Origin of the sequence: Ruegeria sp. HKCCD7221 (assembly GCF_013031225.1) — a bacterium.
Lineage (GTDB): Bacteria > Pseudomonadota > Alphaproteobacteria > Rhodobacterales > Rhodobacteraceae > Ruegeria.
The window spans coordinates 852,311-876,129 of sequence record NZ_WPZE01000001.1; the positions used below are offsets into that span (position 1 = coordinate 852,311).

The 23,819-nt window shown below is 56.2% G+C and carries 25 protein-coding genes; 9 read left to right on the forward strand and 16 right to left on the reverse strand.

Translation table 11 applies throughout. The features are described 5' to 3' along the window. Nucleotides 1–18 precede the first annotated feature (18 nt). On the forward strand, nucleotides 19–1,281 hold the full coding sequence (locus tag GOX73_RS04235) for a glutamate-5-semialdehyde dehydrogenase (RefSeq protein WP_171125065.1): 1,263 nt from the start codon (nucleotides 19–21) through the stop codon (nucleotides 1,279–1,281). Here the strand turns inward: GOX73_RS04235 and GOX73_RS04240 are convergent. After that, a complete protein-coding gene (locus tag GOX73_RS04240; RefSeq protein ID WP_171125063.1) occupies nucleotides 1,278–1,874 on the reverse strand; it encodes a histidine phosphotransferase family protein in 597 nt (198 codons plus the stop codon). The genes GOX73_RS04235 and GOX73_RS04240 overlap by 4 nt on opposite strands. 43 nt (nucleotides 1,875–1,917) lie before the next feature. Here GOX73_RS04240 and GOX73_RS04245 point away from each other — a divergent pair, with 43 nt between their 5' ends. The 5 genes from GOX73_RS04245 (at nucleotide 1,918) to tsf (ending at nucleotide 5,711) form a co-directional block, all read left to right on the forward strand. Continuing rightward, nucleotides 1,918–2,100 (forward strand): DUF3553 domain-containing protein, encoded by a 183-nt coding sequence (locus tag GOX73_RS04245; RefSeq protein WP_170388360.1) that lies wholly within the window; start codon nucleotides 1,918–1,920, stop codon nucleotides 2,098–2,100. Between the two features lie 98 nt (nucleotides 2,101–2,198). Beyond that, complete coding sequence (locus GOX73_RS04250) at nucleotides 2,199–2,954, forward strand: GNAT family N-acetyltransferase (protein WP_171125061.1); 756 nt, start codon at nucleotides 2,199–2,201, stop codon at nucleotides 2,952–2,954. Continuing rightward, the gene (locus GOX73_RS04255) at nucleotides 2,920–3,795 is read left to right on the forward strand and encodes a 1-acyl-sn-glycerol-3-phosphate acyltransferase (protein WP_171125059.1); all 876 of its coding nucleotides are present in this window, start codon (nucleotides 2,920–2,922) and stop codon (nucleotides 3,793–3,795) included. The genes GOX73_RS04250 and GOX73_RS04255 overlap by 35 nt, the downstream gene beginning before the upstream one ends. Nucleotides 3,796–3,961: 166 nt before the next feature. Continuing rightward, complete coding sequence (gene rpsB, locus GOX73_RS04260; RefSeq protein WP_171121427.1) at nucleotides 3,962–4,759, forward strand: 30S ribosomal protein S2; 798 nt, start codon at nucleotides 3,962–3,964, stop codon at nucleotides 4,757–4,759. A gap of 76 nt (nucleotides 4,760–4,835) precedes the next feature. Continuing rightward, nucleotides 4,836–5,711: a translation elongation factor Ts gene (gene tsf / locus GOX73_RS04265; RefSeq protein WP_171121428.1), complete on the forward strand. Its 876-nt coding sequence runs from the start codon at nucleotides 4,836–4,838 to the stop codon at nucleotides 5,709–5,711. A gap of 383 nt (nucleotides 5,712–6,094) precedes the next feature. Here the strand turns inward: tsf and GOX73_RS04270 are convergent, their stop codons facing one another. Together GOX73_RS04270 and aroQ are read right to left on the reverse strand one after the other, a co-directional pair. Next, the gene (locus GOX73_RS04270) at nucleotides 6,095–6,844 is read right to left on the reverse strand and encodes a LuxR family transcriptional regulator (RefSeq protein ID WP_171121429.1); all 750 of its coding nucleotides are present in this window, start codon (nucleotides 6,842–6,844) and stop codon (nucleotides 6,095–6,097) included. After that, a complete protein-coding gene (gene aroQ, locus GOX73_RS04275; protein ID WP_171125057.1) occupies nucleotides 6,841–7,290 on the reverse strand; it encodes a type II 3-dehydroquinate dehydratase in 450 nt (149 codons plus the stop codon). The genes GOX73_RS04270 and aroQ overlap by 4 nt, the downstream gene beginning before the upstream one ends. Nucleotides 7,291–7,678: 388 nt before the next feature. On the opposite strand from aroQ, the gene GOX73_RS04280 reads away from it, so the two are divergent. Next, nucleotides 7,679–8,497, forward strand: coding sequence for an SDR family oxidoreductase (locus GOX73_RS04280; RefSeq protein WP_171134796.1), 819 nt, complete (start codon nucleotides 7,679–7,681; stop codon nucleotides 8,495–8,497). Nucleotides 8,498–8,587: 90 nt separating this feature from the next. On the opposite strand, the gene GOX73_RS04285 is transcribed toward GOX73_RS04280, so the two are convergent. After that, nucleotides 8,588–9,193: a 2-hydroxychromene-2-carboxylate isomerase gene (locus GOX73_RS04285; protein ID WP_171125053.1), complete on the reverse strand. Its 606-nt coding sequence runs from the start codon at nucleotides 9,191–9,193 to the stop codon at nucleotides 8,588–8,590. Nucleotides 9,194–9,439: 246 nt separating this feature from the next. Here GOX73_RS04285 and GOX73_RS04290 point away from each other — a divergent pair, with 246 nt between their 5' ends. Beyond that, nucleotides 9,440–10,309, forward strand: coding sequence for an acyl-CoA thioesterase II (locus GOX73_RS04290; RefSeq protein WP_171125051.1), 870 nt, complete (start codon nucleotides 9,440–9,442; stop codon nucleotides 10,307–10,309). Between the two features lie 168 nt (nucleotides 10,310–10,477). Here GOX73_RS04290 and GOX73_RS04295 read toward each other — a convergent pair whose 3' ends face one another. The 11 genes from GOX73_RS04295 to GOX73_RS04345 all read right to left on the reverse strand — a co-directional run bounded on the left by GOX73_RS04295 (nucleotide 10,478) and on the right by GOX73_RS04345 (nucleotide 21,333). Beyond that, nucleotides 10,478–11,707 (reverse strand): acyl-CoA dehydrogenase, encoded by a 1,230-nt coding sequence (locus tag GOX73_RS04295; protein ID WP_171125049.1) that lies wholly within the window; start codon nucleotides 11,705–11,707, stop codon nucleotides 10,478–10,480. 123 nt (nucleotides 11,708–11,830) lie between these two features. Beyond that, nucleotides 11,831–12,520: a phosphate regulon transcriptional regulator PhoB gene (gene phoB, locus GOX73_RS04300; protein ID WP_171121435.1), complete on the reverse strand. Its 690-nt coding sequence runs from the start codon at nucleotides 12,518–12,520 to the stop codon at nucleotides 11,831–11,833. Nucleotides 12,521–12,523: 3 nt separating this feature from the next. Next, nucleotides 12,524–13,234 carry a phosphate signaling complex protein PhoU gene (phoU, locus tag GOX73_RS04305; RefSeq protein ID WP_171121436.1) on the reverse strand — a complete coding sequence of 237 codons (711 nt, stop codon included), beginning with the start codon at nucleotides 13,232–13,234 and terminating at the stop codon, nucleotides 12,524–12,526. Between the two features lie 16 nt (nucleotides 13,235–13,250). Next, entirely contained in the window at nucleotides 13,251–14,048 is a 798-nt protein-coding gene (gene pstB, locus GOX73_RS04310; protein WP_171125047.1) for a phosphate ABC transporter ATP-binding protein PstB, read from the reverse strand. A 10-nt stretch (nucleotides 14,049–14,058) separates the two neighbouring features. Beyond that, complete coding sequence (gene pstA, locus GOX73_RS04315; protein WP_171125045.1) at nucleotides 14,059–15,420, reverse strand: phosphate ABC transporter permease PstA; 1,362 nt, start codon at nucleotides 15,418–15,420, stop codon at nucleotides 14,059–14,061. After that, the gene (gene pstC / locus GOX73_RS04320) at nucleotides 15,417–16,889 is read right to left on the reverse strand and encodes a phosphate ABC transporter permease subunit PstC (protein WP_171125043.1); all 1,473 of its coding nucleotides are present in this window, start codon (nucleotides 16,887–16,889) and stop codon (nucleotides 15,417–15,419) included. Before pstC ends, pstA begins: the two co-directional genes overlap by 4 nt. Before the next feature lie 84 nt (nucleotides 16,890–16,973). Beyond that, nucleotides 16,974–18,014, reverse strand: coding sequence for a substrate-binding domain-containing protein (locus GOX73_RS04325; protein WP_171125041.1), 1,041 nt, complete (start codon nucleotides 18,012–18,014; stop codon nucleotides 16,974–16,976). 196 nt (nucleotides 18,015–18,210) lie between these two features. Further along, nucleotides 18,211–19,257 carry an ATP-binding protein gene (locus tag GOX73_RS04330; protein ID WP_171121441.1) on the reverse strand — a complete coding sequence of 349 codons (1,047 nt, stop codon included), beginning with the start codon at nucleotides 19,255–19,257 and terminating at the stop codon, nucleotides 18,211–18,213. 22 nt (nucleotides 19,258–19,279) lie between these two features. Then, complete coding sequence (locus tag GOX73_RS04335; RefSeq protein WP_171121442.1) at nucleotides 19,280–19,801, reverse strand: gamma carbonic anhydrase family protein; 522 nt, start codon at nucleotides 19,799–19,801, stop codon at nucleotides 19,280–19,282. Beyond that, entirely contained in the window at nucleotides 19,798–20,439 is a 642-nt protein-coding gene (gene gmk, locus GOX73_RS04340) for a guanylate kinase (protein WP_171121443.1), read from the reverse strand. The genes GOX73_RS04335 and gmk overlap by 4 nt, the downstream gene beginning before the upstream one ends. A 15-nt stretch (nucleotides 20,440–20,454) precedes the next feature. Next, entirely contained in the window at nucleotides 20,455–21,333 is an 879-nt protein-coding gene (locus GOX73_RS04345) for a YicC/YloC family endoribonuclease (RefSeq protein ID WP_254429114.1), read from the reverse strand. A gap of 256 nt (nucleotides 21,334–21,589) precedes the next feature. Here GOX73_RS04345 and GOX73_RS04350 point away from each other — a divergent pair, with 256 nt between their 5' ends. After that, nucleotides 21,590–22,264, forward strand: a complete 675-nt coding sequence (locus GOX73_RS04350) for a PAS domain-containing protein (RefSeq protein ID WP_171125037.1) — start codon at nucleotides 21,590–21,592, stop codon at nucleotides 22,262–22,264. A 39-nt stretch (nucleotides 22,265–22,303) separates the two neighbouring features. Here GOX73_RS04350 and GOX73_RS04355 read toward each other — a convergent pair whose 3' ends face one another. Further along, nucleotides 22,304–23,674 carry a class II 3-deoxy-7-phosphoheptulonate synthase gene (locus tag GOX73_RS04355; protein ID WP_171121446.1) on the reverse strand — a complete coding sequence of 457 codons (1,371 nt, stop codon included), beginning with the start codon at nucleotides 23,672–23,674 and terminating at the stop codon, nucleotides 22,304–22,306. Between the last annotated feature and the right edge of the window lie 145 nt (nucleotides 23,675–23,819).

Below are 23,819 nucleotides of genomic sequence, written 5' to 3' on the forward strand. Positions count from 1 at the left end.
ACGAGAAAGGCACCTGAGATGAAGGATTTTGACAGCATTCCCGCCCTGATGGCTGATCTCGGTGCACGGGCGAAGGCCGCTTCGTCCGAACTGGCCTTTGCCAGTGCCGAGCGTAAGCACGCCGCCCTGATCGCGGCAGCCGATGCAGTATGGGCACGTCGCGCAGAGATCGTCGAAGCCAACAAGAAAGACCTCGAGTTCGGGCGCGAAAAGGGCCTGAGCCCGGCCATGATGGATCGTCTGATGCTGGACGAAGCCCGTGTGCAAGGTATGGTCGATGGGCTGCTAACCGTGGCTGATCAGGCTGACCCAGTCGGTGAGGTTCTTTCCGAATGGGACATGGCGTCCGGCCTCAACATTCAGCGCGTGCGAACACCGCTCGGCGTCATTGGCGTCATCTATGAAAGCCGCCCGAACGTGACGGCGGATGCCGGTGCCTTGTGCCTGAAATCAGGGAATGCCGTGATCCTGCGCGGCGGGTCCGAGAGCTTTCACTCTTCGAGCGCGATCCATGCCTGCCTGGTCGAAGGATTGAAGGCCGCGAACCTGCCCGAAGACGCTATTCAGTTAGTCCCCACACGGGATAGGGCGGCCGTTCAGGAATTGTTGCGAATGACCGACTATGTCGACGTCATTGTCCCGCGCGGCGGCAAAGGTCTGGTTGGGTTGGTGCAACGCGAAGCCCGCGTACCGGTCTTTGCGCATCTCGAAGGGATCGTGCACATCTATGTCGACAAAGCTGCGGACCCGGCCAAAACGCTCGACGTGGTGCTGAACGCCAAGACCCGCCGGACGGGGATATGCGGTGCTGCCGAATGCCTGCTGATCCATCAGGATGTGGCCGAGACGCTGGGCCACGATGTCATCGCCGCCTTGCTGGCCACCGGGGTCGAGGTTCATGCCGAGGGGGCCTTGGCCGTCGAAGGCACGCAAGCCGCCAGCGATGAAGACTGGGGAAAGGAATTCCTCGATAGTATCATCGCCGCCAAGCCCGTCGCGGATATCGACGCGGCCATCGCGCATATCCGTCAGTACGGCTCGAACCATACCGACTGCATCATGACCGAAGATACGCAGGCCGCTGCCCGGTTCTTTGAACGTCTCGACAGCGCGATCCTGATGCACAACGCCTCGACCCAATTTGCTGATGGCGGTGAGTTTGGGATGGGCGCCGAGATCGGGATCGCCACCGGTAAAATGCACGCACGCGGGCCGGTGGGGGCGGCTCAGTTGACCAGTTTCAAATATTTGGTGCGCGGCAACGGCACGACCCGGTCCTAAAACCGGATAGTAACGCGGGTTGAGGTGGTTTCCGCTGCAACCCGCCGCCCCATCGCAGCAGCGGCCGCGGGCAGCAATGCGAATTGCACCTGAGCCGGTGTGACCTTGTTGAAAAACCGTCCCGATGGCAGGTTTTTCCATAGATCGCTGTCCAGATTCAGCTTGTCGCCAACGCCCGTCACCGACCAGATTTCCCCATCACTGCGGATCGTCACCTCGCCCCCAAAGGGCATGGCGCTTTCGCAGCACATCAACGCCAGAAAGGCCAGCTTAACCTGACTGCGCGCCACCGCCTCGGTCTGGTTCCAGTTGACCCGAACGCGGCCAGCGGCCTCGACATCCCTGAGCAGCTCCGACACTTCGGCCCGCCCCAAGGGCTGATCGCTGGCCGCGCCAAACGCCACACGAAAGAACCTTATCCGCGCCCCGGCGCTGCCCACGCTGCCCGCGATCAGCTCCATCTCGGGACCTTGCGTGCCGCCAACCATCTCCAGCAGTTCCAGCCCGTTGGTGATCGCGCCAATTGGGCTGATCAGGTCGTGGCAGATCCGCGAGCCGATCAGTTCGGCCAGGTTGACGTCTGTAGCGCTCATGCGTACCTCCTGCTGTATCTGCCACCGGACCCGGAGCCCAGTCATGTCAGACCTCAATGCCATTCTTGCACCGGGCATGTATGTCCGCCACCCCGATTTCCCCGATTGGGGCATTGGACAGGTGCAGTCCAACATCGGTGGCAAAATCACCGTTAACTTCCGCGAGCAGGGGAAAGTGGTGATTGACGGATCGCGCATCGCCCTGATGCCTGTCTTTGATCCGTGAAACTGGTTTAGGAAAGGTTAACGTCCGGTCGGTCCTACCCTATGTTGCCATCCCCCCGAAACCTGCGGTATCAGCGCTGAAACAACACGGAACCTCAGATGCCGGACGCGGGCCCATCCTTCACCGTCAAACTTGCCGAGACAGAGGCCGAACTGCGCGCGGCGCAGCGCCTTCGCTATGACGTGTTCGTGCGCGAGCTGGGCGGCGGTGGAGAGATGGTCGACCACGAGGCCGGGCTTGAGCGGGATCGCTTCGATCCCTATTTCGATCACATGCTGGCAATCGACGACCAGACCGGCGAAACTGTGGGTGTTTACAGGCTGTTGCCGGGCGAACGTGCCGCAGAGTTGGGTCAGTTCTATTCCGAAGACGAATACGATCTGACCGTCCTAAAAGACAGCGGCCGTAGGCTGTTGGAACTGGGCCGTTCCTGCTTGCACCCCAACTATCGGGGCAGTACGGCGATGTACCATCTGTGGAATGGTTTGGCGAGGTATGTGTCAGAACGACAGATCGAAGTTCTGTTCGGCGTTGCCAGCTTTCACGGCACCGATGTGCAGGCTCTGGCGCAGCCTCTGTCCATGCTGCATCACAACCATCTTGCCCCACCGGACTTAAGGGTCCGGGCGCAACCTGACGTGTTTCAGTCTATGAATATCGTCGACGCGGACGCGTTGGATCGCCGCGCGGCCATGGTGCAAGTGCCCGCCCTAATCAAAGCCTACTTGCGACTGGGCGGGTTCGTGGGCGAGGGGGCGTTTATCGACCACACCTTTAACACAACGGATGTGTGCCTGATCCTCGACACGGCGCGCATGAATGAACGCCAACGGCGAATTTATAGCGGAGCATGAAGCGTTGAGTGAATCGTCATGGCACAGCGAAGATGCCCCTGACCCCATCGAACTTGGCGTTTCGGGCTGGGCGCTTGCCATCCTGCGGGGTGTACCGTTGGTTGTGTTGCTGCTTGGCGGCCTTGCCATCCTTCTCGTCCTGCGTCTGATCGAAATCCCCTTTTTCGGGCTGCGTCGCCCAGTGACTCCGTTCATTACGCAATTCGTCTGCCGAAATGCCCTGCGTATTCTCGGCATCGGATTCCAAACGTCCGGTGAGTTGATGACTCAGCGCGGCGCGGTTGTCGCAAACCACTCATCCTGGCTGGACATTTTTTCGCTGAACGCGCGGAAAAGAGTGTACTTTGTGTCAAAGGCCGAGGTCGCCAAGTGGCCCGGCATCGGTTGGCTGGCCCGCGCAACTGGCACGGTTTTCATCGAAAGAAACCGCAAAAAGGCGCGCGAACAGACGCTTCTTTTTCAAGAGCGTTTGACCGCCGGTCACAAATTGCTGTTCTTCCCCGAGGGCACATCGACGGATGGGTTGCGCGTTTTACCTTTTAAAACAACGCTCTTTGCGGCGTTCTTCACAGATGAACTACGTGACTTCATGTACGTACAGCCGGTTTCGGTGATCTATCACGCGCCCCGAGGGGAGCCAGACAGGTTTTACGGATGGTGGGGCGACATGGACTTCGGACCGCATCTGCTGAAAACACTAGGGGCGCGGCGGCAAGGGTCTATCGAATTGATTTACCACACACCCGCTAAGGTCAGCGACTTCGCCAACCGCAAAGAACTGGCTGCGCATTGCGAAGCGGCGGTTCGTCACGCACACAGTCTGGCGCAGCTTGAAAAATAAGGACAAAAGCCTCTTGCGCTGCTACTAAAGCTGCCGTATACGCGCGCCATTCAAACCCGCAGGCGGGGTTTGGGCTTTTTGAGGGAGACATCCTCATCAGGACCGCCGGTTGGAGCATCCGCTTCTTTCACCCCCGCCAAGGCGTAAACCGGAAAAGGAAAATAGCATGGCTCTTCCCGAGTTCACCATGCGTCAGCTGTTGGAAGCTGGCGTTCACTTTGGTCACCAGACACAGCGTTGGAATCCCCGCATGGGCCCGTTCATCTACGGCTCGCGCAATGGCATCCACATCATGGACCTGACCCAGACCGTTCCGATGCTGGATCAGGCGCTGCAGGCCGTTCGTGACACCGTTGCAAAAGGCGGCCGTGTTCTGTTCGTTGGTACCAAGCGTCAGGCCGCTGGCCCGATCGCTGAAGCGGCTGAAAAGTCGGCTCAGTACTACATGAACCACCGCTGGTTGGGTGGCACGCTGACTAACTGGAAAACCGTTTCCCAGTCGATCAATCGTCTGAACCAGATCGACGAAGCGATGGAATCCGGTGCCGAAGGCTTGACCAAGAAAGAGCGTCTGGGCATGGAGCGTGACCAAGCTAAGCTGCAGGCTTCGCTGGGCGGTATCCGCGAAATGGGCGGCGTTCCTGACCTGCTGTTCGTCATCGACGTCAAAAAAGAAGCACTGGCCATCGCCGAAGCCAACAAGCTGGGTATCCCGGTTGTGGCTGTTGTCGACACCAACTGCTCGCCCGACGGCGTGGACTACATCATCCCCGGAAACGACGACGCAGCCCGCGCAATCGGCCTGTACTGTGACCTGGCCGCGCGTGCAGCTCTGGACGGTATGACCGCTCAGATGGGTGCCGCAGGCGTTGACCTGGGCGCGTTCGAAGAAGCTCCGGTTGAAGAAGCCGTTGCGGAAGAAGCGCCCGCAGAAGCCGACGCAGAAACCCCTGCCGAAGCGTAAGCTGCCCGTCACGTAAATGACATATGGGGCAGGGTATGACCTGCCCCAATTCCGTTTGAATTGAGGAGAGCCAAAAATGGCAATCACAGCAGCAATGGTAAAAGAACTGCGCGACTCGACCGGCGCAGGCATGATGGACGCGAAAAAAGCGTTGACCGAAACCGGTGGCAACATGGATGAGGCCGTTGATTGGCTGCGCACCAAGGGTCTGGCCAAAGCGGCCAAGAAATCGGGCCGTACCGCAGCCGAAGGTCTGGTTGCTGTTCACGTTGACGGCGGCAACGGTGTTGCTGTCGAAGTGAACTCGGAAACCGACTTCGTTGCGAAGAACGCCGAGTTCCAGGAAATGGTTGGCAAGATCGCTTATGCGGCTGAAGGCGTTGCTGATGTTGACGCACTGCTGGCGGCTGACCTGGGTGGTAAGACCGTTGCAGACACACTGACCGACAAGATCGCCACCATCGGCGAAAACATGTCGGTTCGCCGCATGGCCAAGCTGTCGGGCGACACTGTTGTGTCTTATGTCCACAACGCGGCCACCAACGGCATGGGCAAGATCGGCGTTCTGGTCGCGCTGACCGGTGGCGACGAAGCAATCGGCAAGCAGGTTGCGATGCACATCGCGGCTGTGAACCCTGCAGCTCTGTCCGAAGCCGATATGGATCCGGCGGTTGTCGAGAAGGAAAAGCAGGTTCAGATGGACATCGCCCGCGAATCCGGCAAGCCGGAGCAGGTGATCGAGAAGATGATCGAAGGCCGCATGAAGAAGTTCGTGGCGGAATCGACTCTGCTGAACCAGCAATTCGTTGTGAACCCCGACCTGACCGTTGAAGCAGCGGCCAAAGAGGCGGGCGCAACCATCACCGGCTTCATCCGTTTGGAAGTTGGCGAAGGCATCGTTGTCGAAAAAGAAGACTTCGCAGCCGAAGTTGCCAAAGCCGCTCAGGGCTAAATTTGATCTCAGGACCTGCTTTGGGGTTCTGAGATAACTGCAAAGGCCGGTTACGCATTGCGTGGCCGGCCTTTTGCTTGCGCAAATAAAAAAGGACACCGAAGTGTCCAGTGCTCATTGGTTAGAATGAGGGGCCCCGCATGATGGGGATGGTCGAGGCCCCCCACAATTTCCGACATAGGTACGTGGACGAATAGACGCCCCTTTGCCAGAGCGATCAGAGAGCTTTGTTATTGCAAAGATCCGACCAAATGTTCCCAGGCTAAAGCCACCACTCACGGAACATTATCACTTTGCGACCAAACGCTCAGATTCGGGAAGTCATGTTTTCCTTACCTAGGGTAAATTGACGCAGAGAAGCGTCAATAACTCAGCGATTTTGCCTACATAATGAACATTTGGTTCTGCAGCGATGCTTTGAGAACAGCCTGAGCCGTCGTCTCCACGGCAAGCGACTCGCGTGCAAGCCTGAGATGCTTTTCGACAGTCGCTGCGGTCAGCCCCATCAGCAGGGCGATGTCCTGCGTTGTTTTACCGTCACCCACCCATTCCAGAGCTTCGCGCTGCCGCTTAGTCAGCGCGCGGTTGGGGGCATTGTAGGGCAGGGTCAAAATCTTGAGATGCGCGACATTGTTCATCAACAAAATGTCTTCGCCATGCTCGGCCCATACCTCATCAACTTCTTCCTGTGTGCGCGAGCCGCAGCCTGAAAGAGAGATTGCACCCTTCGAGCGCATAGATACAGAATTGAAGCTGACCGTATAACCGGCCGCAACACCCTTGGAACGATTGAACTCAATAACCTTGCGCTCAAGCTCTGTAAGCGTGCCGTCCTCCATCATGTCCTGAGTAATTTTCCAACTACCGGCGCCTTCGTTCTGCAGTGCCCATTTCAGCATCGGAGCGTTGAAATACAGACCATCCCGCAGGAACCCGTCCAGATAATCCCTGCCATGGTTGGTCAGGATCACAAAGTCTTCGGGATCACCCAGCGACGTTTCAGTTCTATAGCGCGTGAACCCATAGAGCAGGCGATCGAAACCATACTCGGCCATTTGTCTGCAATGAGCGTCCCAAAGCTCCTCCAGCGTTTTTGTATAGCTGAGAAAATGGAGATACTCTGTTAGCTTCATGTAGAAGCCCTTGCGTTCAAATGGGCAGACAATGCATCCAGCGCCAATATATAGCTCTGCGGTCCAAACCCGCAAATTTGCCCGATTGCCACACGCGCAATGTACGAGTTGTGCCGAAAGCTTTCACGCGCATGGATATTGGACAGGTGTACTTCGACAACAGGCAACTCAACTGATGCGATGGCATCCATCAACGCGATCGACGTATGCGTATACGCTCCAGCGTTCAGAACGATTCCGTGCTGGGTGCCCTTGGCAACGTGAATTGCATCAATAAGCTGACCTTCATGATTGGATTGGAAATGCGATACGTCCAATCCGACAGAATTGCCGTGTTTTACACACAAGCTTTCAATCATTTCAAGCGTGGTGCTACCGTAAACCTCAGGCTGACGCGCGCCCAGAAGATTTAGGTTCGGACCGTTTAAAATCAGAGCTTTGTGCATAATCTCACTGTTCCTGTTTACAAGTTCATAAACGCGAAAAGGTAGGAATGTCCACCGCCTGCAATTTTTCGAACATAAGGGAATGGCCCTTCCCACACAGTTAATGGGGCGGCTGTTCGCCTTCCCGAACTACGCGCCACGACGAAAACAGCTTTACCCAAGATGCGACTGTCCGACGGTGTCAGCGAAACCAAGATCACGCTCCTTCAGGCGCGACGTTGAGTAATGCTTGCATGTCGTCCCCGTTATCCCTGTTATCCAATCAGAAAGAACACTGGCGTCACCGCAATAAACATCACTATCCCGGCCATGCGCACCTTCAAATTGCAGTTGCGCACCGGATCGCGGCAGTCTTTGCACGCCAACCAAAGCTCGGAGGAGTAAGATCATGACCCCAGAAACGTTGTTCTCAATGAACGGCAAAACAGCGCTCGTGACAGGTGGCGCGACTGGAATTGGGCGCATGGCCGCCGAAGCCTTGGTTAGGGCAGGGGCCCATGTTCTGATCGCCTCGCGAAACCGCGATGCCTGCGAAGCCGTGGCAGAGGAGTTGAATGCCCTGGATGCCCCGGGCAGCGCCGAAGGGTTCGGAGGCGACGTCGGCACCAAAGAGGGTATCGATGACATGGTGTCCGAGGTTGGGAAGCGGACGGAAAGACTCGACATCCTTATGAACAATGCGGGCGTTACTTGGGGCGCGCCGATGGGGCAGTTTCCCTACGAAGCCTGGGACAAAGTGATGTCTGTAAACGTCGCCGGGATTTTTGACCTGACCCAAAAACTGTTGCCAATATTGATGAAGTCCGGCACGCCCGATGATCCTGCTCGCGTGGTCAACGTCGGATCCGTGATGGGAGAGGTCCCAATGGGGGACGGTGCCTATAGCTACTCGGCATCGAAGGCGGCGGTCCTGCACCTGACAAAGATCATGGCAAAGGAACTGTCACCATACAATGTCACCGTGAACGCGTTGGCCCCGGGGCCGTTTGTTTCCCGAATGACAGCGTTCGCGACTGCAGACGAGGACGTAAGGGCCAAAGTAGGGAAATCCGTTCCGCTTGGCCGGGTCGGCAGCGAAGAAGACATCGCCGGTTGTATGCTGTTTCTCTGCGGGCGCGGCGGCAGCTATGTAACTGGAGCCGTCATTCCGGTTTCAGGTGGCATTAACGTGGTGACCGCTGGAAACATCTTCGCTGAGGCCCTCTAAGACTATGTTGCGGTAGATGCCGAAGTTTCCGAGCCTTTAAACTGACTAACAGTTTGAGCATACGCACTTCGGCCAACGGGCGACAATTAATCACGACGGACCGGACAGCTCTAGTTCAAGGCTGCCAAGGCTGTTCTTTCCAAAGAACATCTCAGACCCAACAAAGAACGTAGGCACACCGAATACGCCCTTTCTTACAGCAGCTTTTGTTTGATCCTTAAGCTGCTGTTTGACCTCAACACTTGTCATCGCCTCGCGAAGCTTGCGAACAGGTAATTCGTTTTCCTGTAGGATATCCATCAAAACGCCAAGCTCATCAACCTTTTGGCCATGCACCCAAATCGCGTCAAATATGGCATATACATATTTGTTTTCCCATGATTTTCCCTTGGCAAAAACTGCACCCCGCATGGCAAATTTCGTGTTTACGGGAAAGTGCGGGCTCATGTGGAAACTCAAACCGCGACGTCTGGCAAAACGGTGCAGGTCATGCGTGAGGTAAGCGCTTTTCTGACGGATATCAGAAAAGGCTTGAAACGGGCTTTGGTTGTTCGTGGCCTTGAAAACTGTTGCCAGCAACACTGGCACCAAGTTGATTTCCACGTCGTGTCTGTCGGCCAATTCCGGCAGTATCTTATGCGCAAGAAACGCATTTGGACTGCAGAAATCATAAATAAAATCTATGGCTTGCGACATGTTCTTCCTCCTGAAGGAATATGGCTACTACGCACTCACCACAAGCAAATGATTCTCCAACTGCTAACAGTTTAACAGACTGATGCCCCTAAAGTGCGACAGCAGGCGAACTCCGCCGATTTCCTGCCGATCTGCTTAGTGATGCCTCATGAAATCGATTCACCCTACGGCATTCAGTCAGGGCAATGATTGAACGAAACGGACTAGACTGTTACGCCATGTCTTAAATCCAATTGGAGACCCCGTATGACCGAGGCAGAACGTATTCTCATAGACCTTTTGAACCTCGAAAGATTGGAAGTTGACCTTTATCGGGGCGTAGGGTCAGGCGGCGAAACATCCACACGGATATTCGGCGGGCAGGTGGTTGCCCAGGCGCTTGCCGCCGCGTATCGCACAGTGGACGAACGGCTGTGCCATTCCTTACATGCATATTTTATTCGACCTGGCGATCCATCAATACCTGTTATTTATCAAGTTGATAGAGCCCGAGATGGAGGTTCATTCACAACGCGCCGGGTCGTTGCAATTCAACACGGAAAGCAAATCCTGAACATGTCCGCATCGTTTCATGTGCGCGACGAAGGCTGGGATCATCAGCATGATATGCCGCAACTGGAAAAGCCGGAAAATTATCCAGCACGCACAGAACTAAAGGAAAAATACCTGAGCGCGCTTCCGGAACGATTGCATGGCGAACTGATGCGTGAACGTCCAATTGAAGTGCGAGAAGTCAACCATGTGCATCCTTTGAAACCCGAGAAAACAGATGATCGCAACCAAATGTGGATGCGCATGAATGCCGCAAAGCAAGCAGATGAAAGAACGCAACAATTACTACTGACCTATGCGTCCGACATGAGCCTGTTGAGTTCTGGGATGCGACCACATGGGCTGAGCTGGTTCACAGGCGAAGTTAATGGCGCAAGCCTTGACCACGCCATGTGGTTTCACGCCCCGGTGCGCTTCGAAAACTGGCACTTATACTCAATGGATTCCCCGTGGACCGGCAGAGGCCGGAATTTTAATCGAGGCTCAATCTATTCCGAAGACGGTATCCTGGTGGCATCGGTTGCTCAGGAAGGGTTAATGCGGAAAGTCCAAAAGAGTTCTTAAGGTTCTGTTTTAACATCAAATTTCCAAGAAAAACGCTGTTTGTGCGGCTGTTTTTCTAACGCCGCATATTCAAAATTTAACCATAACACCGATTATGCGAACAATCATTGCAGCCCTACAATGAAAAATCGCAGGACTTCCATCCTGCGATTCAACAGTAGAATCCCCTTAGTAAAACGCCTGCAATCCGGTTTGCGCGCGTCCGAGGATCAAGGCATGCACGTCATGCGTTCCTTCATAGGTGTTTACCGTCTCAAGGTTGACCATGTGGCGGATCACCTGGAATTCCAGAGAAATCCCGTTGCCGCCATGCATGTCGCGGGCCATGCGTGCGATTTCAAGCGCCTTACCACAGTTGTTGCGCTTGACGATCGAAATCATCTCAGGCGCTGCTTCGGCCTGATCCATCAGACGACCGACACGCAGACTGCCCTGCAACCCCAACGCAATCTCGGTCTGCATGTCAGCTAGCTTGCGTTGGAACAACTGTGTTTGGGCCAAGGGTTTGTCGAATTGCTTGCGGTCCAAGCCGTATTGACGTGCGCCATGCCAACAAGCCTCGGCTGCGCCCATGACGCCCCAGCTAATTCCATAGCGTGCGCGATTCAGACAGCCAAACGGGCCTTTCAAACCTTGCACATGCGGTAACAGAGCGTCGTCGCCCACTTCGACACCATCCAGAACGATCTCACCAGTGATCGACGCACGCAAGCTCATCTTGTTTTGAATTTTCGGAGCACTCAGCCCCTTGAGGCCTTTTTCCAGAACGAACCCACGAATTTTATCGTTATGCGCATCGGACCTGGCCCAGATCACGAAGACATCCGAAATCGGAGAGTTCGAAATCCACATTTTACTGCCAGTCAGCCTATAGCCGCCGTCAATCTTTTCGGCACGGGTTTTCATACCGGCCGGGTCTGAACCAGCATCCGGTTCGGTCAGCCCGAAACACCCAATCCATTCACCGCTGGCAAGTTTGGGCAGATATTTTCGGCGTTGTTCTTCGCTGCCATAGGCATAGATCGGGTACATCACCAATGAGCTTTGAACCGACATCATCGAACGATAACCAGAGTCCACGCGCTCTACTTCACGGGCGACCAAACCATAGGAAACGTATCCCCCGCCCAAGCCACCGTATTCTTCAGGGATCGTTGTCCCCAACAGGCCCATTTCACCCATTTCCCGAAAGATCTCGGGGTCGGTTTCTTCGTTCTGAAAGGCGTCGGTGACTCGGGGCTGCAGCTTTTCCTGCGCATAAGCCCGTGCGCTGTCGGAAATCATCCGCTCGTCTTCAGTCAACTGATCAGACAGACGGAATGGATCGTCCCAGGTGAACTGCCCCAAGTCCGGTGCATCTTTGGCGCGCAAGGTGGGCTTCGTGTTGGGGGCGTTCATGGTGTATCTCCGCTCAAATCTCTGGGCGCAAACTAACCTGTCAGCCTTTCAAATGACAGTAAGGGATTCGCAACCAACCATGAGTTTTTCTCATGGTCGATTACGCGTGTCCCCTGCCCGGCTTTACCCCAGAGCGTAACCTGCACCGCGTACGGTGCGAACAGGATCTTCGCCACCATGCTGAGTCAAAGCTTTGCGCAGCCGCCCGATATGCACATCTACCGTCCGTGTATCGACATAGATATCGCGGCCCCACACGCGGTCCAATAGCTGCTCACGGCTCCAAACACGCCCCGGCTTTTCCATGAACGTGCTCAGAAGACGGAATTCCGTCGGGCCAAGCTTCAGAGGTTTACTGTCTCGGCTGACCTTATGCGTTTCGGAATCCAGAATGATATCGCCGAACTCCAACCTGATGCCCACTGTCGCAGGCCGTACGCGCCGCAGTTGAGTTCTGACCCGGGCCATCAGTTCGACAACCGAATATGGCTTGACCACATAGTCATCCGCTCCGGTTTCCAGACCGCGCACCTTGTCGACCTCTTCCGTGCGAGCAGACAGCATAATGATCGGAATGGAACGCGTATCGGGCCTTGATTTCAGCCTGCGACAAACCTCGATCCCGCTGAGATTTGGCATCATCCAGTCCAGAACAATGATGTCCGGACTGTCCTCATCGACCAAAAGCAGGGCCTCGTCCCCGTTCTCGGCCTTGGCCACCCGAAACCCCTCGGCCTCAAGGTTGTACGCCAGCACCTCACGCTGTGCCAGCTCATCTTCGACCACAAGAACGGTGGGTTGGTCGGCGGACATGTGTCAGATCTCCTGCGGGGTGTGCGACGTGATATCGGCCTTGGGTCGCGCCTCGGCGGGGCGTTCACCCGTGACAAGATAGACAACCTGTTCGGCAATGGCGGTGACGTGGTCACCCATGCGTTCGATGTTCTTGGCAATGAAATGCAGGTGCATACAGGACGAAATGTTGCGTGGGTCTTCGGCCATGAAGGTCAGAAACTCGCGGAAGAGGCCGTTATACATTTGGTCCACCTCTTCATCACGGTTGATGACATCGGTGGCCAGTTCTGCGTCACGTTGGATATAGGCGTCCAGCGCGTCACGCAGCATATGTTCAACCTCGCGGGCCATACGGCGAAGGGCCGCAGCGCTGCCGTTGATCTCACCCGCATTGACCAGAACCGTAGTGCGCTTGGCGATGTTCTTGGCATAGTCCCCAATACGTTCCAGGTTGCCTGAAACCTTTAGCACCGACAGCACCAGACGCAGATCACTGGCCGTTGGCGCACGCAAGGCGATAAGACGCGCAGTTTCTTCGTCGATCAGCTCTTCCAGCGCGTCGATGGCCTTGTCGCCTGCGCGGACCTGCTGGGCCAGTTCTTCATCTCGTGATTCCAGCGAGCGAGCGGCGCCCATGATGGCGGCCTCAACCAGACCACCCATTTTCATGATGTGGGCCTGAATCGCTTCGAGATCGCGGTCGAAAGCGGATGCAATATGTTGTTCAGTCATGATCTGATACCTGTCCTCAACCAATCCGGCCGGTGATGTAGCTTTCGGTGCGGGGATCTTCGGGGTTGGTGAAGATCTGGCCTGTCTCGCCAAATTCGACGAGGTTGCCGAGGTGGAAGAATGCGGTTTTCTGGCTGACCCGCGCAGCCTGCTGCATCGAGTGGGTCACGATCACCACCGAATAGCGCGAGCGCAACTCGTCAATCAGTTCCTCGACCTGTGCGGTTGCAATTGGATCAAGGGCCGAGCACGGCTCATCCATCAGAAGGACTTCCGGTGCAGTCGCAACGGCGCGTGCGATGCACAGACGCTGCTGCTGACCACCGGACAGGCCGGTGCCGGGGGCATCCAGACGATCCTTGACCTCATCCCAGATCGCACCACGGCGCAGGGATTTCTCAACGATCTCATCGAGTTCCGCCTTGTTCTTGGCAAGACCGTGGATGCGCGGGCCATAGGCCACGTTGTCATAGATCGACTTGGGGAACGGGTTCGGCTTCTGGAACACCATACCCACTTTGGCGCGCAGTTGCACCGGGTCAACGCGCTTGTCATAGATATCTTCACCATCCAGCAGGATGTCGCCCTCAACCCGGCAGATGTCGATCGTGTCGTTCATCCGATTCAGACAGCGCAGAAAAGTGGACTTGCCGCAACCCGACGGGCCAATGAACGCTGTCACAGTTTTTTCTTCAATCTCAACGTTCACGTCCTTGATGGCGTGAGTGTCGCCGTAATAGACCTGAACCTTGTTCGCGGCGATCTTGATAGCTTTGGAGTCCACGGCTCTCTCCACTCGTGTCATATCGTTCATAATTAGCCCCTTACCAGCGGCGTTCAAAGCGGCGGCGCAGGAGTACCGCGATGGTGTTCATTGTCACGAGGAAGATCAACAGAATGATGATTCCCCCCCAAGCACGTTCGTAAAAAGCAGGGTCAGCGCGTTTGGACCATTCGTAGATTTGCGCCGGCATGGCCGAGTTCGGCGACAGGAACCCCGCCACAATCCCATCCGGCGGGTTCGAGGCGATAAAGCCCACCATCCCGATCAAAAGCAGCGGTGCGGTTTCGCCAAGCGCCTGCGCCAGACCAATGATGGTCCCGGTCAAAATGCCGGGAGCGGCCAGCGGCAGCACATGGTGGAACACCGCCTGCATTTTCGAGGCCCCTACCCCAAGGGCTGCATCGCGGATCGACGGCGGCACCGCCTTCAGCGACGCGCGTGTCGAGATGATGATCGTCGGCAACGTCATCAGCGTCAGCACCAGACCGCCCACCAGCGGCGCCGAGGTCGGTAAGTGCATATAGTTGATGAACACGGCCAGACCCAAAATACCGAACACAATCGACGGGACGGCGGCCAGATTCGAAATGTTCACCTCAATGATATCTGTCAGCCGGTTCTGTGGCGCAAACTCCTCAAGATAGATCGAGGCCGCAACACCGATCGGCAGCGCCAAAGCCAACACCACGAACATCATGAACAGCGATCCCAGCATAGACACACCGATCCCCGCGGCCTCGGGCCGTTGGTCTGAAGCGTCAGAGCCGAAGATGAAATCGGGGTTGAACGCCTTATACAGCACACCCGCGTCCCGCAATTGATCTACAAAATCCAACTGTGCAGCCGTTATGCTTTTGTCATTGGCGATAGACTCACGGGTGACGCGGCCTTTCATATACCCATCGACGCGGCTGTTGACCAGAAAGCGGAAGCTGACGGTTTTGCCGATCTGATCAGGGTTGGCGATCACGTAGTTCCGCAACTGAGCCTGCGCCGACTTTGACAGGATCTTACCCATTTCTTTGGGTTTCAGATCCGTCTGAATACCAAGTTCCTGTACTTCGGCCTCAAGCGCCGAGGCAATCAACGGGGCATATCCGAAGGTCGAGACCTTTTTGATATCTTCGATGTTGCGGTTGCCCTTCTTGTCCAGCTTGTCGGCCTTTAGTTCGACGTTCAGCTCAAGAAAGCTCTGCTGGAAGGCGCCGGTGCCTGCTGTCACGATATTCGTGACCAGAATGATCAGCATCAGCAGTCCGATCCCGATGGCGCCAACCCCGTACAGCTTGAACCGACCCTCGGCGGCATTACGGCGTTTGGTGCGCGCGTCTTTCTCGAACAGTGAGCCATCCCTGGGCTTTGCAGCAGGAGCAGCGCCAGGCGTTTGGGAAATATCGGTCATTCGTACTGCTCCCGGTATTTGCGTACGATATAAAGGGCGAAGATGTTCAGCCCCAGCGTGATGATGAACAGGGTCAGACCCAGCGCAAAGGCCACCAGCGTCTCAGGGCTGGCAAAGTCGGTATCGCCGGTCAACTGACTGACGATCCGGGTTGTGATGGTCGTCATCGCCTCGAACGGGTTGCCCGAGAACTTGGCGATTGCACCGGCGGCCATAACCACGATCATTGTCTCACCAATGGCGCGGCTGGCGGCCAGCAGGATCGCACCCACGATACCCGGCAAAGCGGCGGGCAGAACCACCTGACGCACAGTTTCGGACTTTGTTGCACCCAATCCCAACGACCCATCGCGCATCGACTGCGGAACCGCGTTGATGATGTCGTCCGACAGCGAGGACACGAACGGGATCAGCATGATGCCCATTACCAGCCCCGCAGTCAGCACCGCGTTCGAGCTGGCCATCCAGCCAACCCCCAGCGCACCACCTTCGCCGAACATCGACACTAATGCGGGGCCGACCGTCAAAAGGGCAAACAGACCGTAAACGATGGTCGGGATACCGGCCAGGATTTCAAGCAGCGGTTTCGCCACAGCGCGCGTCGCGCCCGTGGCGTATTCCGACAGGTAGATCGCCGCGAACAGGCCAATCGGTACCGCGACCAGCAACGCAATCAATGAGATATAGAGCGTACCCCACAGCAGCGGAAGGATCGACAGTTCTGACCCGCCACGGAAGTTGGGGGCCCATGTGCTGCCAAAGAAGAAGTCTTTCCACGAATGAAGCTGGAAGAAGTTCAGCGTTTCAAAGAACATCGACAAAACGATGCCCACGGTCGTCAGGATCGCGATAGAGGCCGCCAGCAGCAGCAGCGCCAAAACAGCCTGCTCGACCACGTTACGGGCGCGGAATTCTTTATGCGTGCGGATATAAGCGAACGCTGCCCCCAAAAGTGCGACAGCCAGAACAATGGCCTGCATGGCAACCGATCCGGTCGACGTCATACTGCGGTATTTTTGCGCCGCAATCAGGATCGGCTGAGAAATCTCCTGTGTCAGTACCTGCCCGGCGTCCTTTAGTGTTGCCGTCAGTTGATCAATATCCGAATTCGCGTCTTGGGCCTGCGCTTCGGTCATTGCGCCTGCGGCGACTGCCCCATCCAACCCAACGGCCACACGACGTACTTCGCTCATTATGAGGCCGCGATCAGAACCTTCTGGGATCGACTGCTCGGGGATAAGGCTGGAAACCGTACTGTTCACGATCATCGGCTGGGCAAGAAGCCATACAATCAAAACGCCAAGTGCCGGAACCAACGCAGACAGGGCGACATTGTACCCATAATAGGACGGCAGCGAATGCAAATCGCGCGCGTCTCCTCCTGCGCTTGCCAAGGCACGGGAGCGACCCGTGAAGAAACCGATCACTGCCAGCGCAAGCAGAATAAGCAGCAGCCAGGATAATGCCATGAGAACTCCGATGGTATCGCAAGTGGAGGAGTCAAAAAGAACCGGGGCGCGAATATTACGCCCCGGTTCCGTTCACAAGATATATTAGGAACCGCCGCCCAGAACGGTTTCGTTCGCAACTGTTTCCTGTACTTTCGCCAGTTCAGGATCCGAGACCAGACCGTATTCTGCCAGCGGGCCGTCGGGGCCTGCGATCTCGTCCGCGACGAAGAACTCAGCATATTCTTTCAGACCGGGGATCACGCCGATATGGGCTTTTTTCACGTAGAAGAACAGCGGACGCGAAACCGGATACTCACCTGATGCGATCGACTCGGTCGAGGGAACGACGTCCGACATGGTCGCAACTTGCAGCTTGTCGGTGTTGTTCTCGTAGAAGGCCAGACCAAAGACGCCGATGCCGTCCTTGTTGCTGTCGATACGAGCCAGAGTTTCGGTGTAGTCGCCGTCGATGTCGACCGACACGCCGTCGGTGCGGATCGCGATACACTGTTTTTCGGCTGCTTTCTTGTCGTCGCCGGCAGCTGCCTTGAACACTTCAAAATCGCCCAGGTGCTCACAGCCAGCCAAGATAACCTTATCTTCGAACACTTCACGGGTGCCGTGCTTGGTGCCCGGAATGAAGGTAGCGATCGGCTGCGCCGGGAAGTCCGGGTTCACGTCGGCCCAGGTCTTGTTGGGGTTGTCGACAACTTCACCGTCCACGACGATTTTGGCTGCCAGCGCTTTGTACCAGTCTTCCGGCGTGAACTCGAACGAGTTGCCGTTGATGTCGGATGCGAAAACGATGCCGTCATAGCCGATCTGAACTTCGATGATGTCCGTTACACCGTTTTCGGCGCAGGCTTTGATTTCTTTCTCGCGGATAGCGCGCGATGCGTTGGCAACGTCGATGGTGTTTTCGCCAACACCTTCGCAGAAACGCTTGAGGCCAGCCGACGAACCGCCCGATTCAACAACCGGTGTCGGGAAGTCAAAGTTCTCACCGAAGGCTTCAGCAACAATCGAAGCATAAGGCAGGACGGTCGAAGAACCAGCTACCTGAACCTGATCACGAGCAGCGGCAGCAGTGGCCGAGATTGCAGAGATGGCAAGAGCCGAAGCCGACAGTTTTACAAAGGACATTTCAGTCTCCCTGAAAGGATAGAATTTGATCACCCCCATGATGATCCTGCGGCACCCCTAAGAGCCGTGCGTAAGCCTTTTGTGACAGGTTTGTAACGCTTTTATGACACCTTGCTTTGTTTGAAGGTGACGTTACGAAAGAAATATCGGCCAAAAACTGACAAATTGGACGACCACAGACAGAATCTGAACCGAGTTATCGCGGCAAAATAACTGTAAACACAGAACCTTTTCCAAGGTCGCTTTCCACGCGCAGGCGACCACGGTGGCGATTTACAATATGCTTCACAATGGCCAAGCCCAGCCCCGTTCCGCCCAGCTCACGCGATCTATGACTGTCGGCGCGATAGAATCGCTCAGTCAGACGCGGCAAGTGTGTCGCATCGATTCCCGGCCCCTTGTCGATGACCTGTACCCTTACAGCAGGACCACGCATCGCCGTATCCCGGTCCGAGGACGTGATGCGTACCTTGACCACTCCACCGCTGCCGCCGTATTTGATTCCGTTTTCGATCAGGTTGGTGAAAACCTGACGCAGCTGATCGCTGTCACCGGTTAACGTAACAGGCCCCTGATCCGCCGAAAGGGTCAGTTCGACACCGGCGTCCTCGGCCAAAGGACGTACCGAGTTCAAAATCGACTGCATCATTCCCGTCAGTTCCAGTTGCTCTTTCGGGCGGACGCGTTCTTCGCTTTCAACCCGGTTCAATGAAAGCAAATCACCCACCAACCTGTTCATGCGGTTGGCTTCCTCAGTCATGATCTTAAGAAACCGCTCGCGCGCGACGGCATCGTCACGGGCAGGTCCCCGTAGGGTTTCAATGAACCCCATCAAGGCGGTCAGAGGGGTTCGCAGCTCGTGACTGACATTGGCAACGAAGTCACGACGCATCTGACCGGCCTGCTCCAGATGGGTGACATCCTGAAAGATGGCCAACACGGCGCCGCCGGAAACCGCTCCGACGCCGTTCATATACCGGCACTGAACTTCGAAGGTTGTGTCCTGCGCCCCGTCGTTCGCCAGATGACGCGTTTTCGCCGGCCCTTTTGTGCGCAGGCTCTGCTCCATGGCTTCGATGACCTGAGGCTGCCTCAGGATCGTTGCGAAGTGCCGACCCTCGATCCCCGCGCCAAGCAAGGTTTTGGCGTGCGTGTTGGCGGCGATAATGCGTTCCGTTTGATCGACCACCAAAGCCGGCATAGGAACGGCCGCGACAAATTCGGTGAGCTGGTCATTTGACATGGAAAAAACCTCTTGGAGGTAATCAGACCGCCGTCATCGTATCCCGGAACCTGCGCATATTGCTCTGGTAATGCAGGGCGCTTAGGGTCAGACCCTTCGCGGCTGCATCGTCCAATGTGCGCACAACCTTGCCCGGTGATCCCATAACAAGTGAATTATCCGGTATCTCTTTGCCTTCCGTAATCAAAGCCCCTGCCCCGATCAGGCAATTCTTGCCAATCTTTGCCCCATTCAGGACGATCGCCCCCATTCCAATCAGAGAGTTCTCGCCAATCGTACAGCCATGCAGCATAACCTTGTGGCCGATGGTGCAGTTCTTGCCAATAGTCAGGGGAAAACCTGCATCAATATGCATGACGCAGTTTTCCTGAACATTGCTGCCTTCGCCGATGCGGATCTCTTCATGGTCGGCGCGGATGGTGGACCCAAACCAGACCGAGGCGCCCTGCTCCATCACCACTTTACCGATCAGGTTGGCGTCCGGTGCAACCCATGTGTCATCGTGAATTTGCGGCGTATGCTCGCCCAAGGCGTAGATTGTCATGACAGGCCCTCAAATTCATTTTGTAGTGCGCGAACGTGGTTTTGAAGGCTGGGTTGCTGAATACGGCGCATACGTTCGGCGCTGACGATGGTCTTCAGCTTTTCTTCCGTCGAATCCAGATCGTCATTGACCAGTACGTAATCGTAATACCCCCAATGGCTGATTTCGTCCCAGCTCTTGAGCATCCGTTTGGCGATCACGTCGTCACTGTCCTGGCCACGGCTTTCCAACCGACGGCGCAGTTCCGGGATCGAGGGCGGCAGGATAAAGATCGAAAGCGCGTGTTTGCCAAGGTCCGAGTTGCGGATCTGAACTTCACCCTGCCAATCCACATCGAACAAAACGTCCTTTCCGCTGTTGATCGACTCGCGGACAGGCCCGGCTGGTGAGCCGTAGAAGTTCCCGAAAACATGCGCGTGTTCCAGCATCTGCCCTTCGGCGACCTGCTGTTTGAACGCATCCTCCGTCAGAAAGAAATACTCGCGACCGTGTTCTTCGCCCGGACGCGGCGCGCGGGTGGTGGCCGAGACCGAAAACTCCAGATCGGTATCCCACTGCATCAACCGTTTGGCCAATGTAGATTTTCCTGCACCAGAGGGCGAGGACAGAATGATAAGTAGGCCGCGTCGATCCGCCATTTGGCGCTCCTGTCGTTATTCCACGTTCTGAACTTGTTCGCGCATCTGATCTATAACGGCTTTCAACTCAAGCCCTACCGAAGTCAGATCGGCACTTTGCGCTTTTGAACACAGGGTATTGGCCTCTCGGTTGAATTCCTGCATCAGAAAGTCAAGCTTTCGGCCAACTGCAACGTCCTGTTCCAGCAAGTCCCGCGCCGCCAAGACATGCGCTTTCAGGCGATCAATTTCTTCGGTGATATCGGCCTTGACCGCGATCAGTGCAAGTTCCTGCGCAACACGGTCCGGGTCGGCACCCTGCGCGTTATCCATGACGCGCGTCAGGTTCTCGCGCAGCGTTTCTGCGACCTTATCCTTTCGCTGCTCCGCCAGATTTGCAGCCTGTTCTGTCAATTCCGCCACCGTTTCCAGTTGACCATTCAATATTTGTGAAAGCGACTGACCTTCGGTCTCGCGCATCGCGATAAATTCGGTCAAAAGCCCCGGGAACTCAGCGATTAGATGTCCGACCAATGGCGCAGGATCGTCTACGTCGCTGCCTGCATCCAGCATACCTTTTAACGCGATAAGGTCAGAAGCACGCGACGGGGCAAGCATGATATCCCGCGCTTCTGCCATTTGCTGCGTTTTTGCCAGGGCCTCCAGCGCAGCCCCCATTGCGACTTCGTTCAAAACAAGGTCCGGCGCAGATTCATCACGGTTAAGCCGCAGGGACAGCGTGACGCTTCCCCGGCTCAGGGCCTTGGACAATTGCCCACGCAATGCGACCTCTAACCCCGTCAACCAGTCCGGAGCACGCACGCGCATGTCTAGCCCCTTGCCATTGACGCTGCGCAACTCCCACGTCCAGCTATGCGGCCCAAACGCCCCCTTGCCAGAGGCAAATCCAGTCATGGATCTGATCATGCCCGCCCTTTCGTCGCTGCTCGTCTCAGAATACTTGACCGCACCTAATGCCATCACAGCACGCAGGGCAAGAGTTTGCTGGGTTTCGCCTGAAGACAGCTAAGTTAACCATTCATTAAAGAATTCCTCCAAGAGTGGCACCAACCATGTCAGTTTGGCCCCTGTCAGAACTGGTCATTCGAAAGATGCCCCCGATATCTGGCATTTTAGGAAAATGATGACCACTTGGCGTTAGGGCTATGAAATGACAACCTTTTTCGGAAACGGGTCCGGGTCTAACTTTGGAAAGATCATCGCGATGGATCGCTTTGACAGTGGCCGCATATTTTCGCCCATTCGCCAGGCTGAGGCTTATTGGAGCGCGCTGCTATCGGGCGGCGAGATTCCAACGCGATCGCAGATTGATCCACGCGGACTTGAGAACATTTTGGAAAACACCTTTATCCTCGAACGCATAGCACCCGGCCTGGCCAGGTTTCGCCTTGCGGGCAGTCATCTGAACAGGCTTGCCGGGATGGAGGTTCGGGGCATGCCTCTGACCGCCTTTTTCGAACCGTCGGCACGATCTCAGATTACAGAGATATTGGAACAGGTTTTTGCAGGACCTGCGATTGCCGAGTTTGAACTTGCAGGCGCTGGGAAACCGGGGCGCGCCCATCTGGTTGCGCGCATGATCCTGCTGCCACTGAAAAGCGATTTGGGGGACGTAAGCCGCGTCTTGGGCGTACTTGCCAGCAATGGCGCCATCGGTGCCACGCCCAGACGGTTCGGCGTGCTTGGTCAGAAGGTTCGCACAGTGGCGTCCGTTCAATCACCGCGCACGAAGATCGAACCGACCTCAGCAGGATTTGCCGAGGGACAAAGGGAGTTTGATCACTCAAAGTCCCATTTGCGTCTGGTTGTATCGCGAGATGATTAGGTAACAAAAAAGCGGGCCTTTGCCCGCTTTTTCTATGATTTAGCTCGCCGCTCGTTTGCTGCGATCGCGCCTCAGGTTAGTCAGTTCCTCGGCCACAAGGAAGGCCAGTTCAAGGGACTGCGACGCGTTCAAACGAGGGTCGCAGGCGGTGTGGTAGCGGTCTGAAAGATCCTCTTCCGTCACGGCGCGCACGCCGCCCGTGCATTCGGTTACATCCAGACCGGTCATCTCGAAATGTACACCACCGGGGATAGTACCCTCGGCCTGATGTACGCCAAAAAAGTCGCGAACTTCGCGCAGGACTGAATCAAACGGACGCGTCTTGTAGCCCGTTGCCGATTTGATGGTATTGCCGTGCATCGGATCGCAGACCCAAGTCACATTAGCACCCTCTTCCTTCACGGCTTTGACCAGACGCGGCAGATGCTCACCGGCTTTGCCCGCTCCGAACCGCGCGATCAGTGTCAGGCGACCCTCTTCGTTTTCGGGGTTTAGCTTGGACATCAGAACCTTCAGGTCTTCCGCCGTCGTGGTCGGACCGCATTTCAGACCAATTGGGTTCAATACACCGCGGCAGAATTCCACATGCGCGCCGTCGGGCTGACGGGTGCGGTCGCCGATCCAGATCATATGGCCAGACCCGGCCAGCCAGTTGCCCGAGGTCGAATCCAGACGCGTCAACGCCTCTTCATACTCCAGCAGCAGACTTTCGTGGCTGGTATAGAACTCGACGGTCGAGAACTCATGCGTGGTGTCGGCGGTGATACCAGCCGCGTGCATAAAGTCGATCGTGTCCTGAATCCGGTCCGCAATCTCAGAGTATTTCTGAACGTCCTGTTCGTCCGTGAAGCCCAAAGTCCACGAATGCACCATGCTCATATCCGCGAAGCCTCCGGTCGAGAAGGCCCGCAAAAGGTTAAGTGTCGCCGCGGCCTGCGTATAGGCCTGCAACATCTTGCCGGGATTCGGAATACGCGCTTCGGGCGTGAACGCCAGTTCGTTGATGATGTCGCCACGATAACTTGGCAGTTCCACACCATCGACAACCTCGGTCGGGGCGCTGCGTGGCTTGGCAAACTGTCCCGCCATCCGGCCAACTTTGACCACGGGAACTTTGGCGCCATACGTCAGCACCATCGCCATTTGCAGCATCACCTTGAAGGTATCACGGATTGCGTCGGCGCTGAATTGTTCAAAGCTTTCAGCACAGTCGCCACCTTGCAGCAGGAACGCCTCTCCACGTCCGGCGGCACCCAAAAGCTGTTTCAGGCGGCGCGCTTCCCCGGCAAAAACCAGCGGGGGATACTGCGAAAGCTGGGCCTCGACCTTAGACAGCGCGTCCGCGTCGGTATAATCTGGCATCTGAACCCGGGGCTTGTTGCGCCAGTTCGATTTTTGCCACTCGGTCATAGCTTTGATCTCCGCTGAAGTATTCAGGTCGTCTCTATACAAAATGCATTGAAGAGTGACCATATACGATTTGCGCCTCTTGACGCGGGAAACAAGCTTTGATCATGGTTGCTGTCAAATCTGTCGCCGACGCAACGTCATTAGG

What these genes read in the sequence shown, in the direction of transcription:
- GOX73_RS04330 (WP_171121441.1), bottom strand. Translation starts at nt 19,257, where the DNA reads ATGTCAAATGACCAGCTCACCGAATTTGTCGCGGCCGTTCCTATGCCG.
- GOX73_RS04240 (WP_171125063.1), bottom strand. Translation starts at nt 1,874, where the DNA reads ATGAGCGCTACAGACGTCAACCTGGCCGAACTGATCGGCTCGCGGATC.
- pstB (WP_171125047.1), bottom strand. Translation starts at nt 14,048, where the DNA reads ATGAACGATATGACACGAGTGGAGAGAGCCGTGGACTCCAAAGCTATC.
- pstC (WP_171125043.1), bottom strand. Translation starts at nt 16,889, where the DNA reads ATGGCATTATCCTGGCTGCTGCTTATTCTGCTTGCGCTGGCAGTGATC.
- GOX73_RS04245 (WP_170388360.1), top strand. Translation starts at nt 1,918, where the DNA reads ATGTCAGACCTCAATGCCATTCTTGCACCGGGCATGTATGTCCGCCAC.
- GOX73_RS04350 (WP_171125037.1), top strand. Translation starts at nt 21,590, where the DNA reads ATGACAACCTTTTTCGGAAACGGGTCCGGGTCTAACTTTGGAAAGATC.
- GOX73_RS04285 (WP_171125053.1), bottom strand. Translation starts at nt 9,193, where the DNA reads ATGTCGCAAGCCATAGATTTTATTTATGATTTCTGCAGTCCAAATGCG.
- GOX73_RS04280 (WP_171134796.1), top strand. Translation starts at nt 7,679, where the DNA reads ATGACCCCAGAAACGTTGTTCTCAATGAACGGCAAAACAGCGCTCGTG.
- phoB (WP_171121435.1), bottom strand. Translation starts at nt 12,520, where the DNA reads ATGTCCGCCGACCAACCCACCGTTCTTGTGGTCGAAGATGAGCTGGCA.
- GOX73_RS04295 (WP_171125049.1), bottom strand. Translation starts at nt 11,707, where the DNA reads ATGAACGCCCCCAACACGAAGCCCACCTTGCGCGCCAAAGATGCACCG.
- GOX73_RS04345 (WP_254429114.1), bottom strand. Translation starts at nt 21,333, where the DNA reads ATGACTGGATTTGCCTCTGGCAAGGGGGCGTTTGGGCCGCATAGCTGG.
- GOX73_RS04335 (WP_171121442.1), bottom strand. Translation starts at nt 19,801, where the DNA reads ATGACAATCTACGCCTTGGGCGAGCATACGCCGCAAATTCACGATGAC.
- GOX73_RS04290 (WP_171125051.1), top strand. Translation starts at nt 9,440, where the DNA reads ATGACCGAGGCAGAACGTATTCTCATAGACCTTTTGAACCTCGAAAGA.
- pstA (WP_171125045.1), bottom strand. Translation starts at nt 15,420, where the DNA reads ATGACCGATATTTCCCAAACGCCTGGCGCTGCTCCTGCTGCAAAGCCC.
- GOX73_RS04325 (WP_171125041.1), bottom strand. Translation starts at nt 18,014, where the DNA reads ATGTCCTTTGTAAAACTGTCGGCTTCGGCTCTTGCCATCTCTGCAATC.
- aroQ (WP_171125057.1), bottom strand. Translation starts at nt 7,290, where the DNA reads ATGCACAAAGCTCTGATTTTAAACGGTCCGAACCTAAATCTTCTGGGC.
- GOX73_RS04255 (WP_171125059.1), top strand. Translation starts at nt 2,920, where the DNA reads ATGAACGCCAACGGCGAATTTATAGCGGAGCATGAAGCGTTGAGTGAA.
- GOX73_RS04235 (WP_171125065.1), top strand. Translation starts at nt 19, where the DNA reads ATGAAGGATTTTGACAGCATTCCCGCCCTGATGGCTGATCTCGGTGCA.
- rpsB (WP_171121427.1), top strand. Translation starts at nt 3,962, where the DNA reads ATGGCTCTTCCCGAGTTCACCATGCGTCAGCTGTTGGAAGCTGGCGTT.
- GOX73_RS04250 (WP_171125061.1), top strand. Translation starts at nt 2,199, where the DNA reads ATGCCGGACGCGGGCCCATCCTTCACCGTCAAACTTGCCGAGACAGAG.
- phoU (WP_171121436.1), bottom strand. Translation starts at nt 13,234, where the DNA reads ATGACTGAACAACATATTGCATCCGCTTTCGACCGCGATCTCGAAGCG.
- tsf (WP_171121428.1), top strand. Translation starts at nt 4,836, where the DNA reads ATGGCAATCACAGCAGCAATGGTAAAAGAACTGCGCGACTCGACCGGC.
- gmk (WP_171121443.1), bottom strand. Translation starts at nt 20,439, where the DNA reads ATGGCGGATCGACGCGGCCTACTTATCATTCTGTCCTCGCCCTCTGGT.
- GOX73_RS04355 (WP_171121446.1), bottom strand. Translation starts at nt 23,674, where the DNA reads ATGACCGAGTGGCAAAAATCGAACTGGCGCAACAAGCCCCGGGTTCAG.
- GOX73_RS04270 (WP_171121429.1), bottom strand. Translation starts at nt 6,844, where the DNA reads ATGAAGCTAACAGAGTATCTCCATTTTCTCAGCTATACAAAAACGCTG.